This is a genomic window from Campylobacter sp. BCW_4341 (assembly GCF_001764255.1).
In the GTDB taxonomy this organism is placed as follows: Bacteria; Campylobacterota; Campylobacteria; order Campylobacterales; family Campylobacteraceae; genus Campylobacter_D; species Campylobacter_D jejuni.
On the sequence record NZ_MKAH01000032.1, the window covers coordinates 198,563 to 217,407 of the forward strand.

Below are 18,845 nucleotides of genomic sequence, written 5' to 3' on the forward strand. Positions count from 1 at the left end.
CAATGTTTAGTGTGCATTTTAGTGGAAGCAAGGCTTTGCTTTTGCTTTTTATTAAACAAGAAATTTCACCTCAAATCAATGCTTATGTTTTAAGCACGAAACAAAGGATACAAAAAGCCCTAAAAGAAGGTGAAATTTTATGGTATTGATGAGTTGATAAGTACTTATGCAAGCTTGCTTATATACTTTAATCCTTGTATACTTTCTTTAAATTCTTTGCTTGATTTTTTGAAAAAAATTAAAAAGGATATTAAACTTACGGAGCAAAACTCAAGTCTTTGTATAGAAGTTCCACTTTGTTATGATGAAGAATTTGGACTGGATTTAGAATTTCAATCAAATTTAAAAAGAAGAACTTATATCTCTTCACACTAAGCCTTACTATCTTGTTTTTATGCTAGGTTTGGCAGGTTTTCCTTATCTTGGAGGTTTAGACAAAAAACTTTTTACCCCACGCCTTTCAAGCCCTAGAGCAAAAATAGAAGCTGGAAGTGTAGGTATAGCCAATAAACAAACAGGAGTTTATCTTATTTCAAGTCCAGGGGATTGGTAAATCATTGCTAGAACATCTTTGGAATTTTTTGATAAAGAAGATGAAAAAATTCCACTCTTTTAAAAGCGGGTATGTTTTTAAAATTTAAAGCCATTTCAAAAGATGAATTTTTTGAGTTCCAAGAGCAAGTTGCTAAAAAATCTATCAAAAGGAAATTTATGAGTATAAAATCATTGAAGCATTTATAAATTCGAGTTTGCAAGACTTTGGTAGAAAAAAATTTGCTAAATTTGGCATAGCAAGAAGTGGGGCTATGGATGAAGATGCCTTAAGAATGACAAATATCTTACTTGGAAACAAACAAGATGAAGCAGGAATTGAGCTTTATTTAAAGGGTGGAAAATATAAATTTTTAGATGAGAATTATTTTGTTTTAAGTGGGGCTGAATTTGAGGCAAAGCTTAATAATCAAAAAATAAAAACTTGCAAGGTATATAAAGCAAATAAAGGCGATATTTTAGAACTTGGTTTAGCAAAAATAGGTTTTCGTGGGTATTTATGCGTAGCAGGTAGCTTTGAAGTAAAAAGTTTTTTAAACTCTAAATCCAGCGATGCTAAAATGAGAGTTGGAATTTTTAAAGGAAGAGCTTTGCAAAAAGATGATATTTTAAATACTCATAATACTTTTATACCTTTTAATTTAGAAGCTAGAGAATGTGAAAATCCTATTTTTAAAAGCTCAAAAGATCCTATTATACGCGTTATTTTAGGAACAAATAAAGATGTTTTTACTCAAAAAGGCATAGATGCTTTTTTAAATACTAGTTATAAAGTGTGATAGAATGGTGATTTATACAGAATCTAGCAAAAGTATAGAGCATAAAAACTCAACAGATATTATTTCAGATCCTGCAGTTTTTGGAAGCATACAGGTACCAAAAAGTGGTATTCCTATCATTTTAATGGCAGTAGGACAAAGCACAGGAGACTATACAAAAATAGCCACGGTTATAGAAAATGATCTAAGCTTTTTTGCCATAAATATTGATAAAATATATAGCACCTATAGCCAAGGCACAACCTAACAAGGTAAGTGCATTTGGCACCTCATCTAGTATAAAATAGCTGCAAATTAAAGCACTAGCAGGAGTGATTAAAACAAAAGAATTTGCCTTAACACTCCCTAAAATGTGAATCCCATAATAATAAATACTAGTACCTATAATAGTTGATAAAAAAGCAACGACAAACATACTGATCCAAAATTTAAATTCAAAATGAAAAATTTCATAACTTTTTACATCAAACAATACCCAAGAAAACATTAAAACAGAAATGAGATTAATATAAAAGTTAATCGCCAAAGGGTGAGCTCCTTTGGCTTTATGATTAAACACTGCTATCAAAGCCCAAATAAAAGAACAAGTTAAAAATAAAATATTAAATTTACCAAATAAATCTTCTAAACTCCCTAAATTTAACAAACAAAATCCAGATAATAAACCTAAAAATAATCCTAAAATTTCACTCTTTGTGATCTTGTGAGTTGATTTTTTATCTTTTTGAAATAATATCGCTATCATAAATATAAAATAAGAAAAAATAGGAATCATAGTTGTAACCAAAACACCGCCTTTTCCAGCTAAACCATGCTTAATGGCAATAAAAAATACAAAAGTATAAAACCCATTTAAAATTCCTGCTATCAGCACCCATTTTAAAATAGATTTTTCAAGCCTTAAAGGAATTCTTAAAAAGCCTAATACCATCAAAGAGCCTAGCAAAACAAAGAAAAAACGCCAAAAAGTAATCACAGAAGTATCAGCATAAGCTGATAAAATCTTAGAAGTAGGCCAAGATGAGCCCCATAAAAACATAGCTAAAACAAGCAAGATATACAAATACTTTGTTCGAGTCAATGTTACACCTTGAAATTTTTAAGTCAAATTTTTTAAAAAATTTTTTTCAAGTGTAGTTCATACTCGTTTAGATATTTTTCCACTTGAGGATTTTTTACCACATCATTACACATAAAAGTTGGTAAAGCTTTCATACCTATAAATTCATGAGCCTTATGCAAATGCCAATACACCATATCTACACCCTTTCCTTCAAAAAATTCATTTTTATCATTAAAGGCTTCAAGAGGTGCATTCCAAGTGAGAGAAAACATGTATTTTTTACCATGATCTAAACCACCTTTTCCGTAGTTTTTACTAGGATTTTCATGAGTTCTTCCATCATTTTTAAAAAGCACTCCAGCACCCAAACCAAACACTTCATCGATATATTTTTTAACTATCCAAGGCTCGCCCATCCACCAAGCTGGCATTTGATAGATCACAGCATCAGCTTTTATAAATTTTTGTATCTCTTCTTTAGGATCATATCCTTGATCTATGTGAGTTTGATCTACTTCGTATCCTAATGTTTTTAAAATTTCTAAAGCATGATTATGCAATGTTAAATTAAGCTGTCCTTTTGAACTTCCAAATTCTTTAGCACCATTAAGCAAGAGTATATTTTTCATTTTTATCCTTTTTTAAATTTTATGATACAATTATAACTTAGCATAATATCATTTTCAATACAGAAAATAAAGTAAGATACTATACTAAAGGAATGTTAAATGACTAAAGAGAATTCTCAGTGCAATTTCGAAGAATGTGGATTTAACTATACTCTAGCATTAATTAATGGAAAATATAAAATGAGTATTTTATACTGCTTATTTCGCTATGAAATCGTGCGTTATAATGAACTCAAACGCTTTTTAAGCTCCATATCTTTTAAAACTTTAACCAATACCTTAAGAGAACTAGAAAATGATGGTTTAATTATCAGAAAAGAATACGCTCAAATTCCACCCAAGGTAGAATATAGCTTATCCAAACGCGGACAAAGTTTAATTCCCATTTTACAAGCTATGTGCAAATGGGGCGAGAAAGACAAAAAGGAAAAAAATGCTTGAATTAATTGGCGAACTTTCTTTACAAAATTATATGGGAGAATGGCTTGAAATGGCTAGAAAACCCGCCTTTTTTCAAAAATCTTGCCTAAATTCAAAGGCAAAATACGAGCTTAAATATAAAAATGGTGTTCCTTATGTAGAGATTGAGAATTTTTGCAGTAAAGAAAATGAAATTTCAAGCATAAAAGGTAAGGCAAAAATCGTTTCAAATAGACAATTAGCAGTGAGATTTAATATCTTTATGAACCTTTTTAATAGAGTAAATTATGAAATCATTTTTATTGATAGCGAGTATAAAGTTGCCATTGTGGGTAGTCCTGATAAAAAATATCTTTGGATTTTAGCAAGAAATATAATAGATGAAAAAAGCACAAAAGAGCTTTTAGACATCGCTAAGCAAAGAGGATTTGACATTAGCGATGTAGTTTTTGATAAGTATTAAATTATTCTTTTGTCATATCAATAACATAGCGAAATTTAGCCTTTCCTGAGGTTAGATTTTCATAAGCTTTATCGATTTCTTGTGGGGTAATAAGCTCGGTTTCTGGATAAATTCCATGTTTTAAAGAAAAATCAAGCATTTCTTGAGTTTCAGCAATACCGCCAATTAACGAACCATAAACCTTTTTGCCTGCCTTATGTACAAGCTCGTTTATGCCTATATTTACCTTATCTTCCACAGGAGGTAAGCCAACTATAGCCATTTCGCCACCAAATTTAAGTAAATCCAAATAAACAGCAGGATTATAAGGCGTTGGAATGGTTGAGATGATTAAATCAAAGCGTTCTTTTACGGCGTTTTTATCGCAGCTTGTGTAAAATGAGCTTACACCCATAGCCAAAGCATCGGCTTTTTTGTTTTCATTTCTAGCAAAAACGCTAACCTTTGCACCCATTTTAACAGCGTATTTTACAGCCATCATACCAAGTCCGCCAAAGCCTGCTATAGCAACGCTTGAGCCTTCTTTTATCTTAGAAAATTTTAAAGGCGAGTAAGTGGTAATACCCGCACAAAGCAAAGGTGCAACCTTATCCATCGGTGCACTTTTTGGCACACAAATGGCAAATTTTTCACTTACAACTATGTTGTTTGAGTAGCCCCCATAAGTGTTTTCATTGCCATGAAATACATCGCAACTATTGTAAGTAAAGATGGTTTTGCCATTTTCGCAAAACTGCTCTTGTGAGCGTTTGCAAGCATCGCACTCACCACATGAATTTACCATACAACCAACCCCTGCGTAATCTCCTACTTTAAATTTACTCACATTTTTACCCACAGCGATAACTTCTCCTGCTATCTCATGCCCAGGCACGCAAGGATAAGTAGCTTCTCCCCACTCGCTTCTTGCGGTGTGAATATCGCTATGACAAATGCCTGCATATAGGATTTTAATCAAAATATCATTATCACCAATAGCGTGGCGGCTAAATTCAAAGGGTGTAAATTTCGCATCCTTGCTAAGCATTGCATAACCTTTACTTGCAATGCGATTGTTTTCTAAAATTTTGTATTGCATTTTTGCTCCTTTTTTGATTTTTTATAATTATAAAACATTAGAGTAGCTATAAGTCAAGAGAGAAAATAATTTTTTAAAAATTAGAAAAATACTTGATGTGTTAAAATTTTTTTGATTTTTTAACGTATTTTTTTATAATGTTAAAAATCTTTAGAAATTTTAAAATATAAAAGAATTTATACAACCAAAGCTACTTCTAAATATAAAGAAATTGTGTGATAAAGGGGCGATTTAAATGAATGGAATATATAAAATAAAACAAATTTTTATAGCGAAGATTTCTTAGAGATTTTATTTTTTTATCCTTAAACAAGGATAGAATTTTTAATAAAATATTAAAAATTTATAAAAATTTAATATTTTTAAAGTATATCAAAATGGATAAAAATCATTATTATATAAATATAAAACTTTTAAGATTTTTTTTAAAAGGAATTTTTAGATGCAAAGCAAAAAAAGAATTTTAGAAAAAATTAAAAATATTGCTTTTATTTATAAACAAATTCGTCTTATAACACTTGAAGGTTCAAGAGTAAATAAGAAAGCTAAAAAGGATAAATATCAAGATTATGATATTTCATTTTTTCTAAAATCTAAAAATTTGAGAAAATTATTAAACCTAAACAAAAGCAAAGATATCAAAAAAGCAAAATTACCTAAATTTATTAAAAATTTTGGAAAAATTTTATTTTATCAAGCGCCTGAAAGCTTTGAATTCTATAAAGCTGATTTGCCTAAAAATTGGGTGAGTTTTTTGGTGATTTTTAAAAATGGAGTGAGAATAGACTTTAAATTTATCCCCTTAAAATCATTGAAACATTATTATAAATTTGAACCTTTAAGCAAAGCGCTTATAGATAAAGATCAAAGATTTAAGAAAACTCAAAATGAGAATGTTTTTTGCATTAAGAAACCAACAGAAAAAGATTTTGATGAAATATGCAATGAGTTTTATTTTACTTTTACAAAATTAGAAAAAGCTCTTTTAAGAAAACAATTTATAATGTCAAATTATTTGTTAAATTCTATGCGTGAAACACTTTTTGATATGCTTAGTTTTAAAGTCGGACTTAAATTTGGTTTTGAAATTTGGCTAGGTAAACAAAATACTGATATTCTAAACTTTTTAAAGCAAAAAGAAATAAAAATTATCTTAAATTCTTTTAATACTACTTCACTTGAACAAATTGAAAAAACAAGAAAAAAGCTTGAAAATTTATTTCACAAAAACACCAAATTTGTAGCAAAAAAGAATGACTTTAAGCTTTTTTCTTATCGAAAAAATGTAAAAAAATATTGCAAAATTTTAAGAAAATTGTAAAGTAACCGTTATTCAAATTAAAATATGTTATTATTATTTTAAAATTAATTTAGGGTTAAAAATGAATTTTTCAGAGCACGATACAAGGGTTAAAATTATAGATGAGAAATTAAAATTAGCTTTATGGAATGAAGAAAACATAATAAGAGAATACTATTTTAATGCAGGAAAAAAACTCATAGGCGGCAAAAGAGGGCAAAGAAAATTCGTTGATTATTTACTTAAATTTCAAAACAAACACCTAGCTATCATTGAAGCAAAGAAATTAAGCAAAGACCCGCTTGATGGACTTTCTCAAGCACAAGAATATGCAAAAAATTTAGATGTGCGTTTTGTGTATTGCACAAATGGAGAAAAGATTTATGAATACGATATGCAAAATGCAAGGGGCGAGTATGTGCAAAATTTTGCTAGTCCGCAAGTTTTATTTGAGCGTGTTTTTGGGAATTTAAAAGAATGGCAACACAAACTTCTTACACAAAAAGACTTATTTATCCCGCAAAAAGAATTAAGGTATTATCAAAAAATAGCCATAGACAAAGTCATAGAAGCTATTATAAACAATAAAGATAGAATTTTACTCACTCTTGCTACAGGCACAGGAAAAACAACCATAGCTTTTAATTTGTGCTATCGTTTGTTAGAGGCAAGATGGAATAAAGAAAACAAAGATCAAAAGCCTAAAATACTATTTTTATGCGATAGAGTGAGCTTAAGAGATCAAGCCTTAGGAGAATTTAATCCTATAGAAAGTGATTGCAAGGCAATTAGTGCTGAAGAAATAAAGAAAAATGATGGAAAAATCATAACAAATGCAAATGTTTTCTTTGGAATTTATCAAAGCTTAGCCGCAAATTCAAAAGAACAAGAAAACACCCAAGAAGAACAAGAGAGCAAATTTTATCTTCAATACCCAAAAGATTTTTTTGATCTTATCATCATAGATGAGTGCCACAGAGGTGGAGCAAACGAAGAAGGAAGCTGGAGAGCTGTGCTTGAATATTTTTCTTATGCGACTCAGCTTGGTTTAACCGCTACTCCAAAAAAAGAAGAAAACATAGACACTTATGAGTATTTTGGTGAGAGTGTTTATGATTATAGTCTTAAAAGTGGTATTGAAGATGGATTTTTAACCCCTTATAAAGTCAAACTCATAAAAACAACTTTGAGTGATGGTTATACCTATAATCCTGATGATTTGATACAAGGTGAGCTTGAAAAAGGCTTTTATAAACAAAGTGAGTTTGAAAGAAATATCTTTTTACCAAACTATAATGACTTTATCGCTAAGAAAATTTTAGAGCTTATAAATCCCATGGATAAAACTATAATTTTTTGTGCAAATCAAGCTCATGCAAACGAGGTAAAAAGAGCTATAGATAAATATAAAAGCGTTAAAAGAGATGATTATTGCGTAAGAGTTACGAGTGATGAAGGTAAAATAGGGCTTGATTATCTAAAATTGTTTCAAGATAATGACAAAAGCTATCCTGTCATACTTACTAGCTCTAAAATGCTCACAACTGGAGTGGATGCAAAAAATGTGCGAAATATAGTATTGCTAGCAAATATAGGTTCTATGGTGGAATTTAAGCAAATTATCGGGCGTGGCACTAGGGTTTATGAAGGCAAAGACTTTTTTACTATACTTGATTTTGTCGGTGCGACTAAGCTTTTTTATGATCCAAAATGGGATGGTGAAAAAATAGAAGAATTAAAAGAGCAAGATGAAAAAGAAAAAATCACTAAAGAACATATAAAACAAACAAAAGAAGAAAGCAAAGAAAAAAAGAGCGTAACCATACACTTAAAAGGCACAAAACTTAAGGTTTTAGATATCACAACTACTTATGTAGGAGCACAAGGTAAGCCACTTAGCACTAAGGAGTTTTTGGAATTTTTGATAGGAAAGCTTGGTGAGTATTATGATGATGAAGCAAAATTGCGTGAAATTTGGAGTGATCAAAAAAATAGAGAAAGATTTTTAAAAGCCCTTGCAAATGATGGAGTTGATGAAGATGCTTTAAAAGATCTAAGAGAAATTTTTCAAAAAGATTGTGATATATACGATGTTTTAGCGCATTTAAGCTTTAATGCCGAGATAAAAACAAGGCAAGAGCGTGTTTTACAAGTAGAAAATGGTGAGTTTTTAAAACGCTTTCAAAAAGAAAAAGCCATAAAATTCATAGAATTTTTACTAAATAGATATCAAGAATATGGCATAAAAGACTTTGATGATGGCTTAAAACCGCTTATAGAGCTTAGCTCTTTAGGCAATGTAAGAGAATTGGCCGATGAATTTGGTGGCTTAGAAATTCTAAAACAAAGTTTTGATGATTTACAAAGAGAGATTTATGCTATATGATATTTTTAAGATTAAATTTGAGATTTTTTGTTAAAATAATTATCTAAAATAGAATTTTATATATTTTTAGGAAGAAAAATGTTAATAGAATTTAGAGTGGAAAATTTTTTATCTATACAAGATGAGCAAGTTTTAAGTATGGTTGCAAGTAGTGATAATACTTTTTTAACTTCTCATACCAATAACGATAAAAAGTTAAAATTATTAAAAAGCAGTGTACTTTATGGAGCAAATGCTTCTGGGAAATCAAATATCATTAAAGCTTTAGCAATTATGAAAAAGATTGTTATTTCAAGTGCAAATGGGCAAAGAGGAGATAAATTACCCATAATACCTTTTTTATTAGGCAATGAAGATAATAAGTCTACAAAATTTGAAATTATTTTTATACAAAATGACACAAAGTATCAATATGGCTTTATTTTAAATTCTGAAAAAATTTTAGAAGAATGGCTTTTAGTTTTTGGCGAAAGCAATAGAGCGCAAAAGTGGTTTGAAAGAATTTACAATGAAAAAGAAGAAAAATATAATTATTCTTTTGGAGCTAAATTTCTAGGTTCTAAACAACTATGGGAAAATAGCACCAGAGATAATGCCTTGTTTTTATCTGTGGCTATTCAATTAAATAATGAGCAATTAAAACCTGTATTTGATTTTTTTCTAAAATATATTAGAGTAACTTGTACGGATAATTGGAATGATGGACAAGAAGTAACGATTGATATTTTACGACAAGATAAACAAAAAATTATATCTTATCTAAAACGAGCTGATTTAGATATTGAAGATATTGTTGTTGAAGAAACAGAATTAAATAAAACAAACTTAATGCAAGAAAATATTCCACAAGAAATTAAACAAATGATGCAAACTGATTTAGAAAAAGGTGCAAGATTAAAAAAAACAGATATAAAAACAATACATACAAATCAGCAAGGCAAACAAATATTATTTGATATGTTGGAGTTAGAATCGCAAGGAACGCAAAAATTTTTTAAATTGATTGGACCTTGGGTAGAAGCTTTAGAACAAGGATACACTATTGTAGTTGATGAGCTAAATACTCACCTACATCCTTTGATGACAAAATTTTTAGTAAATCTTTTTCATAATGAAGATTTAAACAAATCAAATGCTCAACTTATTTTTACCACTCACGATACTTCTATTTTAAATCAAGATGTATTTAGAAGAGATCAAATTTGGTTTTGTGAAAAGCAAAATAAAGCAACCAAACTTTATCCTTTAAGTGATTTTAAAGTGAGAAAAGATAAAACAAATTTAGAAAATGATTATCTTTTAGGGCGTTTTGGAGCTTTGCCTTATTTTAAAGAAATATTATCATTTTGGAGTGATAATGGGAACTGATGATTTACGCAAAAAAAGAAAAACAAAAATAAGAGATAGAAAAACAAGAAAAAACGAATATGAAGCTATACTTATAGTATGCGAAGGTGAAAAAACAGAGATTAATTATCTAAAACAATTAAAAAATTTTTTTAGATTGAATAACATAACAATAGATATTATTCCAAGCGAGAACTCAAGTCCTTTACAAGTGGTTAAATTTGCCAAAAAGAAAAATGATCTATTTGATTATAATGAGGTGTATTGTGTATTTGACAAAGATACACACGCAAATTTCATAAAGGCACAAAAAGAATGTGAAAAATATATAAAAGAATATATAAAAGAAGATAAGAATTTTAAATTTGAAGCAATTATCTCAAATCCTTGTTTTGAATTTTGGATACTTTTGCATTTTACATGCACCACAAAACCATTTGGTACAAATAGCCCTTGTAATGAATTAATTAATAAGGATTTAAAAAAATATATAAAAGATTATAAAAAGGATTATAATTTTACAAATATTATAAAGCAAAATCTTATTACAGCTATTACAAATGCTCGAAAGGCAAATAAAGAAGCAGAAAAAAATAATTATGAAAGCTCATATACCTTTATGGATAAACTAGCGATTAAATTTCAAGAATTGAACAATGCAAAATAACATAATGACAAATTTACCGCAGGGTTGGAAAATGGAAACACTTGGTGAAATATTATCAAGTGATAAATACTCTATAAAAAGAGGGCCATTTGGAAGTGCTTTAAAAAAAAGCTTTTTTATAGAAAAGGGTATTAGAATTTTTGAACAATATAATCCTATAAACAATGATCCACATTGGAAAAGATATTTTATTTCGCATGAAAAATTTCAAGAATTAGAAGCGTTTAAGGCAACAGAAGGCGACCTACTAATTAGCTGTTCTGGAACTTTGGGAAAAATAGTAGAATTACCCAAAGATACAGAAATGGGGATTATAAATCAAGCACTTTTAAAAATAAGGCTTAATAATATAAAAATCTTAAATAGCTATTTTATTTATTATTTTAATTCTCCAATAATGCAAGAGAAAATTTTAGAATCCACCTTAGGTTCAGCAATCAAAAATATAGCTAGTGTAAAAATTCTTAAACAAATCGAAATTCCGTTACCGCCGCTCAAAGAGCAAGAAAGGATAGTGGGAATTTTAGATGAGAGTTTTGCAAAGATAGATAAGAGTATTAAAATTTTAGAGCAAGATTTGCTAAATTTAGATGAGTTAATGCAAAGCGCCTTGCAAAAAGCTTTCAATCCATTAAAAGACAATGCTAAAGAAAACTATAAACTCCCACAATCTTGGGAATGGAAAAGCTTAGAAGAGATTAGCGAAAATATTTCTGCGGGTGGAGATAAGCCAAAAAACTGCACAGAAAGTAAAACTGCCAAAAATCAAATCCCTGTTTATGCAAATGGTGTAAATAATAATGGTTTAGTTGGATATACAGATAAAGCTACCATTATAAAACCTTCTTTAACTATATCTGCTAGAGGAACAATAGGTTTTGTTTGCATTAGAAAAGAACCTTATTTTCCTATTGTAAGGCTTATTTCTTTAATTCCTTGTGAAAATATATTATGCTTACATTATTTATATTTTTGTTTGAATTTTTTTATAGCAAAAGGTGAAGGTTCTAGTATTCCGCAACTTACTATACCAAAATTTAAATCCCTACAAATCCCCCTACCCCCACTCAAAGAGCAAGAGCAAATCGCAGAGCATTTAGATTTTATCTTTGAAAAGACAAAGGCTTTAAAAGAGCTTTACACTAAAGAACTAAAAGATTATGAAGAGCTTAAGCAATCCTTGCTTGATAAAGCTTTTAAGGGAGAATTATAATGTTAAAAAATTTGCCAAATTTTAACACATTGGCTTGATATGTTAAAAATTTTTGATTTTTTTAACATATTTTTTTATAATGTTAAAATTTTTAGAAAAAATTAACATAATTGGAAAATTATGAAAGAATTTATACCTCAAAAATTGCCTTTAAATATAGAATTAAATGCAAATATTTATAGTCTTATCATTAAAGCTTCTAGAAAATTAGCAGAGTTAAATGGACTTAGTAAAAGCATACCAAATCCAAGTATTTTAATCAATGCTTTGATTTTACAAGAAGCAAAAGATTCGAGTGAGATAGAAAATATCATCACAACACATGATGAACTTTTTTTATCACGAGTTGATGAAAACAAACTCACAAGAGCAGCAAAAGAAGTGAAAGATTATGAAAGTGCTTTGAAAAAAGGATATGAGTTATTAAAAAAAGAACAGTTATTAAGAAATGCACATATTTTAGAAATTCAAAAAAGATTAGAAAGAAATAATGCAGGTTTTAGAAAACAAAGTGGAACTATGCTTAAAAATCCTATTACAGGAGAAATCAAACACATACCACCCCAAAATCCTAATAATATACAAGAACTTATGGGAAATTTAGAACTATACATTAACGATGATAGTTTAGATGAATTTGATTTTTTGGTAAAGATGGCAATTATACATTATCAATTTGAAAGCATTCATCCTTTTTATGATGGCAATGGCAGAACGGGTAGGATTATAAATATACTTTATTTAGTATATAAAGGACTTTTGGATTTTCCTATTTTATATCTTAGTGCTTATATAGTAAAAAATAAAGATGAGTATTATAAGCTTTTGCAAAAAGTGCGTGATGAAGGGGATATTTTAGAATGGATAGAATACATACTTAAAGGCATAGAGCAAACCGCTGTAAAGACTATTGAAACTATTATTAAGATAGAAAAAATGATGCTAAATGTAAGCGAAATTTTACAAAATAAAACGAATTTTTATAGTAAAGATTTTGTGGAACTTTTGTTTTCTCATCCTTATACAAAGATAGAATTTTTAATAAAAACATTAAATATTTCTAGACAAAGTGCTTCAAAATATCTTAAAATTTGTGAAAATTTAGGGGTATTAGAGTGTATTAAAATGGGTAGAAATAATTATTATATTAATATAGAACTTTTAAAACTTTTCAAAAAAGGAATTTTTTAATGCAAAATAAAATAGATAAAATCACAGATATTTTAAGAAGAGATGATGGTATAAGCGGTGCTATGCACTATACAGAGCAAATTAGCTGGATACTTTTTTTAAAATTTTTAGATGATTATGAGACAAATTTAAAAGATTTAGCGTTTTTAGATGGCAAAGATTATAAAAGCATTTTGCAAGAAAAATTTAGCTGGAGTATTTAGGCAGCGCCTAAAAAAGATGGCAAACTTGATGTAAAAAATGCTTTAAATGGATCAGATTTGCTTGAATTTGTAAATAAAGAGCTTTTTCCTTATCTTAAAAATTTTAAAAATAATGATGATTTTAAAAGTATAGAGTATAAAATCGGTGGAATTTTTGAGTTTATAGACAACCGCATAGCAAATGGACATACTTTAAGAGAAGTGATAAATATCATTGATGAGATTAGTTTTAATAAAGAAGATGAAGTATTTGCCTTAGGTGAAGTTTATGAAAAACTTCTAAAAGATATGGGTAGCGATGGTGGAAATAGTGGAGAATTTTACACCCCTCGTCCTTTGATAAAGGCTATGGTGGAAGTAATAGATCCTAAACCAAAAGAAAGAATTTATGATCCATCTTGTGGTAGTTGTGGATTTTTAGTTGAGAGTTTTTTACATATTTTATATAAAGACAGAACCAAAGGCAAAAAAGCAAATTTAAGCGTAGAAGAGCTTGAATTTTTAAAAAATGATGCTCTTTTTGGTAAAGAAAAAACTCCACTTAGCTACGCAATGGGCGTTATGAATATGATACTTCATGAAATTTCAAGTCCAAATATCATAAAAACAAACACTTTAAGTAAAAAAATCACAGATATAACAGAACAAGAAAAATACGAAGTAATACTTGCAAATCCACCTTTTGGAGGTAAAGAAAAAGAACAAATTCAAGAAAATTTTCCTATAAAATTAAACGCTACTGAACTTTTGTTTTTAAACACATTTTAAAATCTTTAAAAAACAACGGAAGATGTGCGATCATCGTGCCTGAAGGTGTGCTTTTTCAAAATTCAAATGCCTTTGTGAGTGTAAAAAAGATTTACTAGATGATTTTAATTTAGAATGCGTTTTGAGTTTGACAAGTGGGGTATTTTTGCCTTATAGTGCTGTTAAGACTAATGTGCTTTTTTTCTCTAAAGGTAAAAAATGTATTTGTGAAGGCGATGGAGTTTATTACTACGAGCTTATACCGCCTTATAAACTTACTAAAAACAAGCCTTTAGAATACGCACATTTTAAAGAATTTCTAAAATGCTACAAAGAAAGAAAAATCACTGCTAATTCTTGGCTTGTTAGCAAAAAAGAGCTTGAAGAAAGAAATTATGATTTAAGTGCTAAAAATCCAAATGTAAAAGAAGAAAAAATCCTAAGAACTAGTGAAGAGATTTTAAATTCTTTAGAAGAAAATCTAAAAACACAACAAGAATATCTAAATGAGCTTAAAAGCATACTAAAATGATTGCAAGTTTTTTGATAAAACTAATTTACAAATAACTTATAAGCTCAATTTACAATAAATATTTATTGCTTGCATTCTACTTTTTAATATCATCAAGCAAATTTAGAGCATTTAAAGCCCTTGGATAACCGATATAAGGAATAAGAGCTGCAATGATATTTAGCAACTCTTTTCTACTTTGCCCCATGTTAAGATTGCCTTGTATGTGAGCTTTTACTTGATTGTCTAGCCCACCAAGTGAGATAAGATATACAAGGGTTAAAAGCTCTCTAGTTTTTAGATCAAGTCCCATGCGTGTATAGTAGTCTCCAAAACAATTCGCACTCAAAAAATCATTTATAAAAGCTTTATCTTCTGGTGTAGTTTCTATCATTTTAGTGATATTGGCTTCACTAAAAATAGCATTTTGTATTTCCCTGCCTTTTATTTTGCGATTTTCTTGCGTAGTGGTGTCTTGTGAAGTCAAAGATAAGGCAATATTTAGTTTTTTAAACACTTTATTGCAAAGGCTTAAAAAATCACATACTCTAGCAAAACCCACATAAGGCGTAGCTTGATAAATCACTTCTTTAATGACAATAGGACTTATATCGTTCTTGATTACACCTTGAAGTAAAGCTTTAAACTCTATTTTTCCACCTACTGCTAAAGTAGAAGCAAGAGTGATTAAAAAATATTTTTGTGTATCCAAATTTGCTTTTATAAAGCTCTCATCAAAAGTAAAATTTATATGATTGATAAAATACTCTTTATCACTTGCAAAAAGTTGATCCTTTTTTGCTCCTCCTAAGAGTTTTTCAAAAATTTCTCTTGCTTTTTGTCTTAATTGCATGGTTTTATCCTTTGTGGTTTTTAAAATTTGTGAAAAAAGAGCATTTAAAATACTCCAAAAACATAAAAGTTTTTATAAAATTTTTGTGTTTTATTTACAAATTTCTTTACTCTCTTGCTTCTTTTAAGGCATTTTCATATTCTTCATCGCTTACAAGCTCAAGCCATTCTACATTTTTACCTTCTTTTTCGCCTGTAAGTGCTATGTGTGCTCCACTACTTGTATTAGTTGCACCATGAAAATGCTTTACTCCTATAGGACAGCTTATCACATCGCCTTTTTTAGCTATAAAGGCTTTTTGCCCTGGAACTTTTGTGATGATTTCGCCCTCTGTTACGATTAAGGTTTGTCCTTGAGGATGAGTATGCCATGCACTTCTAGCACTGGCTTCAAATTCAACCAAAGCCCCACTAAAATTTCTCCACTCATTTGATTTAAACATCATAGAAACTTTTACATTTTTGCTAAAAAATTTACTATCGCCTTTAAAACTTCCATGAATTCCTTTACTTTCAAGTTCTTGCATTTACACTCCTTTAACAAAACTACATAAAACCATTACAATAAGAAATAAACCAAACTTTTTATTTCCCAACTCTAAGAGCTGCTTCACCGGCATACCGATCCCCTTTGATTATTATTTTTTCTAAAATACTCTTTAAATGATTTAATTCTTCTTGAGTAAAATGAGTATTAACAGCATTAATATTTTCTTCTAACCTTCGTAAATTTGTTGTTCCAAAAATAGGCACAATAAATGTTTTTTGCACCAAAACCCAAGCAAGAGCAATTTGTGCTAAAGTAGCATTTTTAGCTTTTGCTATATCTTCTAATGCATAAACTAAATCCAAATTAGCTTTTAAATTCTCGCTTTTAAAACGTGGAACTTGTGATCTAAAGTCATTATTTTCAAAAGTAGAATTTGCATCAAATTTACCTGCTAAAAATCCTTTTCCCAAAGGAGAAAAAGGAACAAAACCTATATTTAATTCTTCCAAAACTTTTAAAAGTTCTTTTTCTGGTCCTCTCCACCATAAAGAATACTCACTTTGAACCGCACTAAGCGGAAATACTGTATGAGCTTTTTTAATGCTTTGCACTCCTGCTTCACTCATACCCCAAGCTTTAATTTTTCCTTCCTTATAAAACTGACCCATTAAATTAGCAACTTCTTCAACTGGAACATTTGTATCAACTCTGTGTTGATAATAAAGATCTATACAATCTGTTTGCAAACGCTTCAAACTACCTTCTAAACTTTGTCTGATTTTACTAAGTGTACTATCGACAATTTGCTTAACACCCTCAATCCTGACACCAAATTTTGTTGCTAATACCACTTCATTTCTAAAAGGTTTTATTGCTTTACCTACTAATTCTTCATTAATAAAAGGACCATAAACTTCGGCTGTATCAAAAAAATCAATACCAAGATCCTTTGCCCTATGAATGAGTGTTATCATCTCTTTTTCATCTTTAGTTTCTCCATAACCAAAGCTCATTCCCATACAACCAAGTCCTAAGACACTTACTTCCAAATTTCTTAATTTTCTTCTTTGCATTTTTATCCTTTTTTTATTTTTTATTAAAAACTAATAGTTCTTAATTATTAAAACATTTTTCTATCATGTTAATCAAAAGTATAAAACCTAACATCTGGTGTAAGTCAAGAATAAAATTAAATATTTTTAAATTTTTACTCGTTTTTTCCGTTTAATATAATCTTTACTTAAAGGATTTAGCTCATCTTTATTTTCCATAACCATTTTTTCATAATAATCTATTTTAAAATCAAGTTTTTTTATAATACTCTCCAATTTTTTCATATCTTTTAGTGTTTTTTCTTTTAATTTTAAAATAATCTCTAATCTCTCTTTTGCAGTACTCTTTCCTTTAGCACATAAAAAAATATATCTTTTAAGATCCTCGATACTCATGCCAATTTGTTTATAACAATCCACCCAAATCACCCATTCTAAATCTTTTTCACTAAAATAACGCACTCCATTTTTATCTTTTTCCACAAAGGGAAATAAACCTTTATCTAGCCAAAACCTAAGTGTTCTACTAGAAACTCCTGTTTTTCTTTCTACCTCTATGATCGTATAAGCCATTCTAATCCTTTATAAGTATAAATTTCATACAATTCAATTTTTAACTAAATATTTTATTATTTTATATTAATGCTACTTTTTAGAAAAATACATATAATTTTCAATTAATATAATTAAATTTTTAAATTTTCAAGATAAAAGTCAAGAAATATTTTATATTTTTTGATAAAATAATACTAGATTTAATTTTAAATTTAAAAATAAATACAAATAAAGGAAAAAAATGAATAGTATAAAATTTAAGCTTTCTCTTATTGCAAATTTAATTGCAATTTTTGCCTTAATTATTCTAGGTATTGTAAGTTTTTATTTTACAAAAACCTCACTACATGAAAGTACTCTTAAAAATCAAACTGACCTGCTTAAAGTTACGCAATCTACTGTTGAAAATTTTAGGTCAACAAATATATCTTTTACTGAGAATTTAGAAAAAGATATAATAAATTTACCTTATCAATCTTTAAATACCGAAGAAAATATTATTAACAATGTTGGTCCAATATTGAAATATTATCGCCATAGTACAGACGCATTAAATACTTATTTAGGTTTAGCAAATGGAAAAGTTTTACTCAGCGAACAAGCTAATGATAACAAAAAAATAATGCCTAATTTATATGATAATTTGGATATAAAAGCAAAAGAATGGTATCAAGGAGCGTTAAAAACGAATAATGTTTTTATTACACCAACATATTTAGATACTGCAACAAAACAATATGTGATAACATATTCTAAAGCTATTTATAAAGATGGTAAATTTATTGGGGTGTTAGGTATAGATATGCCATCTGAAGATTTACAAAATTTAGTTGCAAAAACTCCTGGAAATACTTTTTTATTTGATGAAGAAAATAAAATATTTGCTGCAACCAATAAAGAATTATTAAATCCGTCTATTGATCATTCTCCTGTTTTAAATGCATATAAGGCTAATGGAGATTATAACTTTTTTACCTATGGATTAAAAGGACAAGAAAGACTTGGAACTTGTACTAAAGTCTTTGCTTATACAGCTTGTATTACCGAAAGCGCTGATATTATAAATAAACCTATTCATAAAGCTGCATTTATTCAAGCCATTGTTGTCATTATTGTAGTAGTATTTAGCGTCATCCTCCTTTATTTCATCGTATCAAAATATCTCTCTCCACTTGCAGCTATCCAAACAGGTTTGGCTTCATTCTTTGACTTCATCAACCATAAAACAAAAAATGTTTCTACTATAGAAGTAAAAAGCAATGATGAATTTGGACAAATCTCAAGTGCTATCAACGAAAACATCCTTGCTACTAAAAAAGGTTTAGAACAAGACAATCAAGCTGTTAA

General features: G+C 28.8%; 15 protein-coding genes and 4 pseudogenes. 12 read left to right on the forward strand and 7 right to left on the reverse strand.

Features of this window, described 5'->3' with window-relative positions:
- Positions 1–2: 2 nt before the first annotated feature.
- Together AJN70_RS09615 and AJN70_RS09485 are read left to right on the forward strand one after the other, a co-directional pair.
- A pseudogene (locus tag AJN70_RS09615) lies at positions 3–722 on the forward strand (5-oxoprolinase subunit B family protein); the annotation flags it as partial.
- Positions 708–1,530 (forward strand): annotated as a pseudogene (locus tag AJN70_RS09485) (biotin-dependent carboxyltransferase family protein); the annotation flags it as partial. The pseudogenes AJN70_RS09615 and AJN70_RS09485, both read left to right, overlap by 15 nt.
- On the opposite strand, the gene AJN70_RS05550 reads toward AJN70_RS09485, so the two are convergent.
- Both AJN70_RS05550 and AJN70_RS05555 read right to left on the reverse strand, forming a co-directional pair.
- Entirely contained in the window at positions 1,516–2,412 is an 897-nt protein-coding gene (locus tag AJN70_RS05550; RefSeq protein ID WP_070278709.1) for a DMT family transporter, read from the reverse strand. The pseudogene AJN70_RS09485 and the gene AJN70_RS05550 sit on opposite strands and share 15 nt — an antisense overlap.
- 32 nt (positions 2,413–2,444) lie before the next feature.
- Positions 2,445–3,023 carry an NAD(P)H-dependent oxidoreductase gene (locus tag AJN70_RS05555; protein WP_002867872.1) on the reverse strand — a complete coding sequence of 193 codons (579 nt, stop codon included), beginning with the start codon at positions 3,021–3,023 and terminating at the stop codon, positions 2,445–2,447.
- A 99-nt stretch (positions 3,024–3,122) separates the two neighbouring features.
- Between AJN70_RS05555 and rrpA the strand changes: the two are divergent.
- Positions 3,123–3,469, forward strand: a pseudogene (gene rrpA, locus AJN70_RS05560) (MarR family transcription factor RrpA).
- Positions 3,457–3,906: a lipocalin family protein gene (locus AJN70_RS05565; protein ID WP_070278710.1), complete on the forward strand. Its 450-nt coding sequence runs from the start codon at positions 3,457–3,459 to the stop codon at positions 3,904–3,906. Before rrpA ends, AJN70_RS05565 begins: the two are co-directional and overlap by 13 nt.
- Before the next feature lies 1 nt (position 3,907).
- Here AJN70_RS05565 and AJN70_RS05570 read toward each other — a convergent pair whose 3' ends face one another.
- A complete protein-coding gene (locus tag AJN70_RS05570; protein WP_053872489.1) occupies positions 3,908–4,984 on the reverse strand; it encodes an NAD(P)-dependent alcohol dehydrogenase in 1,077 nt (358 codons plus the stop codon).
- A gap of 442 nt (positions 4,985–5,426) precedes the next feature.
- On the opposite strand from AJN70_RS05570, the gene AJN70_RS05575 reads away from it, so the two are divergent.
- From AJN70_RS05575 to AJN70_RS05605, 7 genes and pseudogenes are all read left to right on the forward strand, one after another.
- Positions 5,427–6,305 carry an aminoglycoside 6-adenylyltransferase gene (locus AJN70_RS05575; protein WP_070274150.1) on the forward strand — a complete coding sequence of 293 codons (879 nt, stop codon included), beginning with the start codon at positions 5,427–5,429 and terminating at the stop codon, positions 6,303–6,305.
- A gap of 61 nt (positions 6,306–6,366) precedes the next feature.
- Positions 6,367–8,670 carry an EcoAI/FtnUII family type I restriction enzme subunit R gene (hsdR, locus tag AJN70_RS05580; protein WP_070274645.1) on the forward strand — a complete coding sequence of 768 codons (2,304 nt, stop codon included), beginning with the start codon at positions 6,367–6,369 and terminating at the stop codon, positions 8,668–8,670.
- 78 nt (positions 8,671–8,748) lie between these two features.
- A complete protein-coding gene (locus AJN70_RS05585; protein ID WP_070295580.1) occupies positions 8,749–10,038 on the forward strand; it encodes an AAA family ATPase in 1,290 nt (429 codons plus the stop codon).
- Positions 10,028–10,684 (forward strand): RloB family protein, encoded by a 657-nt coding sequence (locus AJN70_RS05590; RefSeq protein WP_070287193.1) that lies wholly within the window; start codon positions 10,028–10,030, stop codon positions 10,682–10,684. Before AJN70_RS05585 ends, AJN70_RS05590 begins: the two co-directional genes overlap by 11 nt.
- On the forward strand, positions 10,674–11,897 hold the full coding sequence (locus AJN70_RS05595) for a restriction endonuclease subunit S (protein WP_251822601.1): 1,224 nt from the start codon (positions 10,674–10,676) through the stop codon (positions 11,895–11,897). Before AJN70_RS05590 ends, AJN70_RS05595 begins: the two co-directional genes overlap by 11 nt.
- Before the next feature lie 120 nt (positions 11,898–12,017).
- The gene (locus tag AJN70_RS05600; RefSeq protein ID WP_070274642.1) at positions 12,018–13,088 is read left to right on the forward strand and encodes a Fic family protein; all 1,071 of its coding nucleotides are present in this window, start codon (positions 12,018–12,020) and stop codon (positions 13,086–13,088) included.
- Positions 13,088–14,570: pseudogene (locus AJN70_RS05605) on the forward strand (N-6 DNA methylase). The gene AJN70_RS05600 and the pseudogene AJN70_RS05605 overlap by 1 nt, the downstream one beginning before the upstream one ends.
- A gap of 76 nt (positions 14,571–14,646) precedes the next feature.
- On the opposite strand, the gene AJN70_RS05610 reads toward AJN70_RS05605, so the two are convergent.
- From AJN70_RS05610 to AJN70_RS05625, 4 genes are all read right to left on the reverse strand, one after another.
- Positions 14,647–15,402: a carboxymuconolactone decarboxylase family protein gene (locus tag AJN70_RS05610; protein ID WP_070295581.1), complete on the reverse strand. Its 756-nt coding sequence runs from the start codon at positions 15,400–15,402 to the stop codon at positions 14,647–14,649.
- Positions 15,403–15,508: 106 nt separating this feature from the next.
- A complete protein-coding gene (locus AJN70_RS05615) occupies positions 15,509–15,928 on the reverse strand; it encodes a cupin domain-containing protein (RefSeq protein ID WP_070247970.1) in 420 nt (139 codons plus the stop codon).
- Positions 15,929–15,986: 58 nt separating this feature from the next.
- A complete protein-coding gene (locus AJN70_RS05620) occupies positions 15,987–16,964 on the reverse strand; it encodes an aldo/keto reductase (RefSeq protein ID WP_070295582.1) in 978 nt (325 codons plus the stop codon).
- 126 nt (positions 16,965–17,090) lie between these two features.
- The gene (locus tag AJN70_RS05625; protein ID WP_070295583.1) at positions 17,091–17,516 is read right to left on the reverse strand and encodes a MerR family transcriptional regulator; all 426 of its coding nucleotides are present in this window, start codon (positions 17,514–17,516) and stop codon (positions 17,091–17,093) included.
- 223 nt (positions 17,517–17,739) lie between these two features.
- Here AJN70_RS05625 and AJN70_RS05630 point away from each other — a divergent pair.
- On the forward strand, positions 17,740–18,845 hold a 1,106-nt coding region (locus AJN70_RS05630; protein ID WP_222555531.1), incomplete at its 3' end, for a cache domain-containing protein.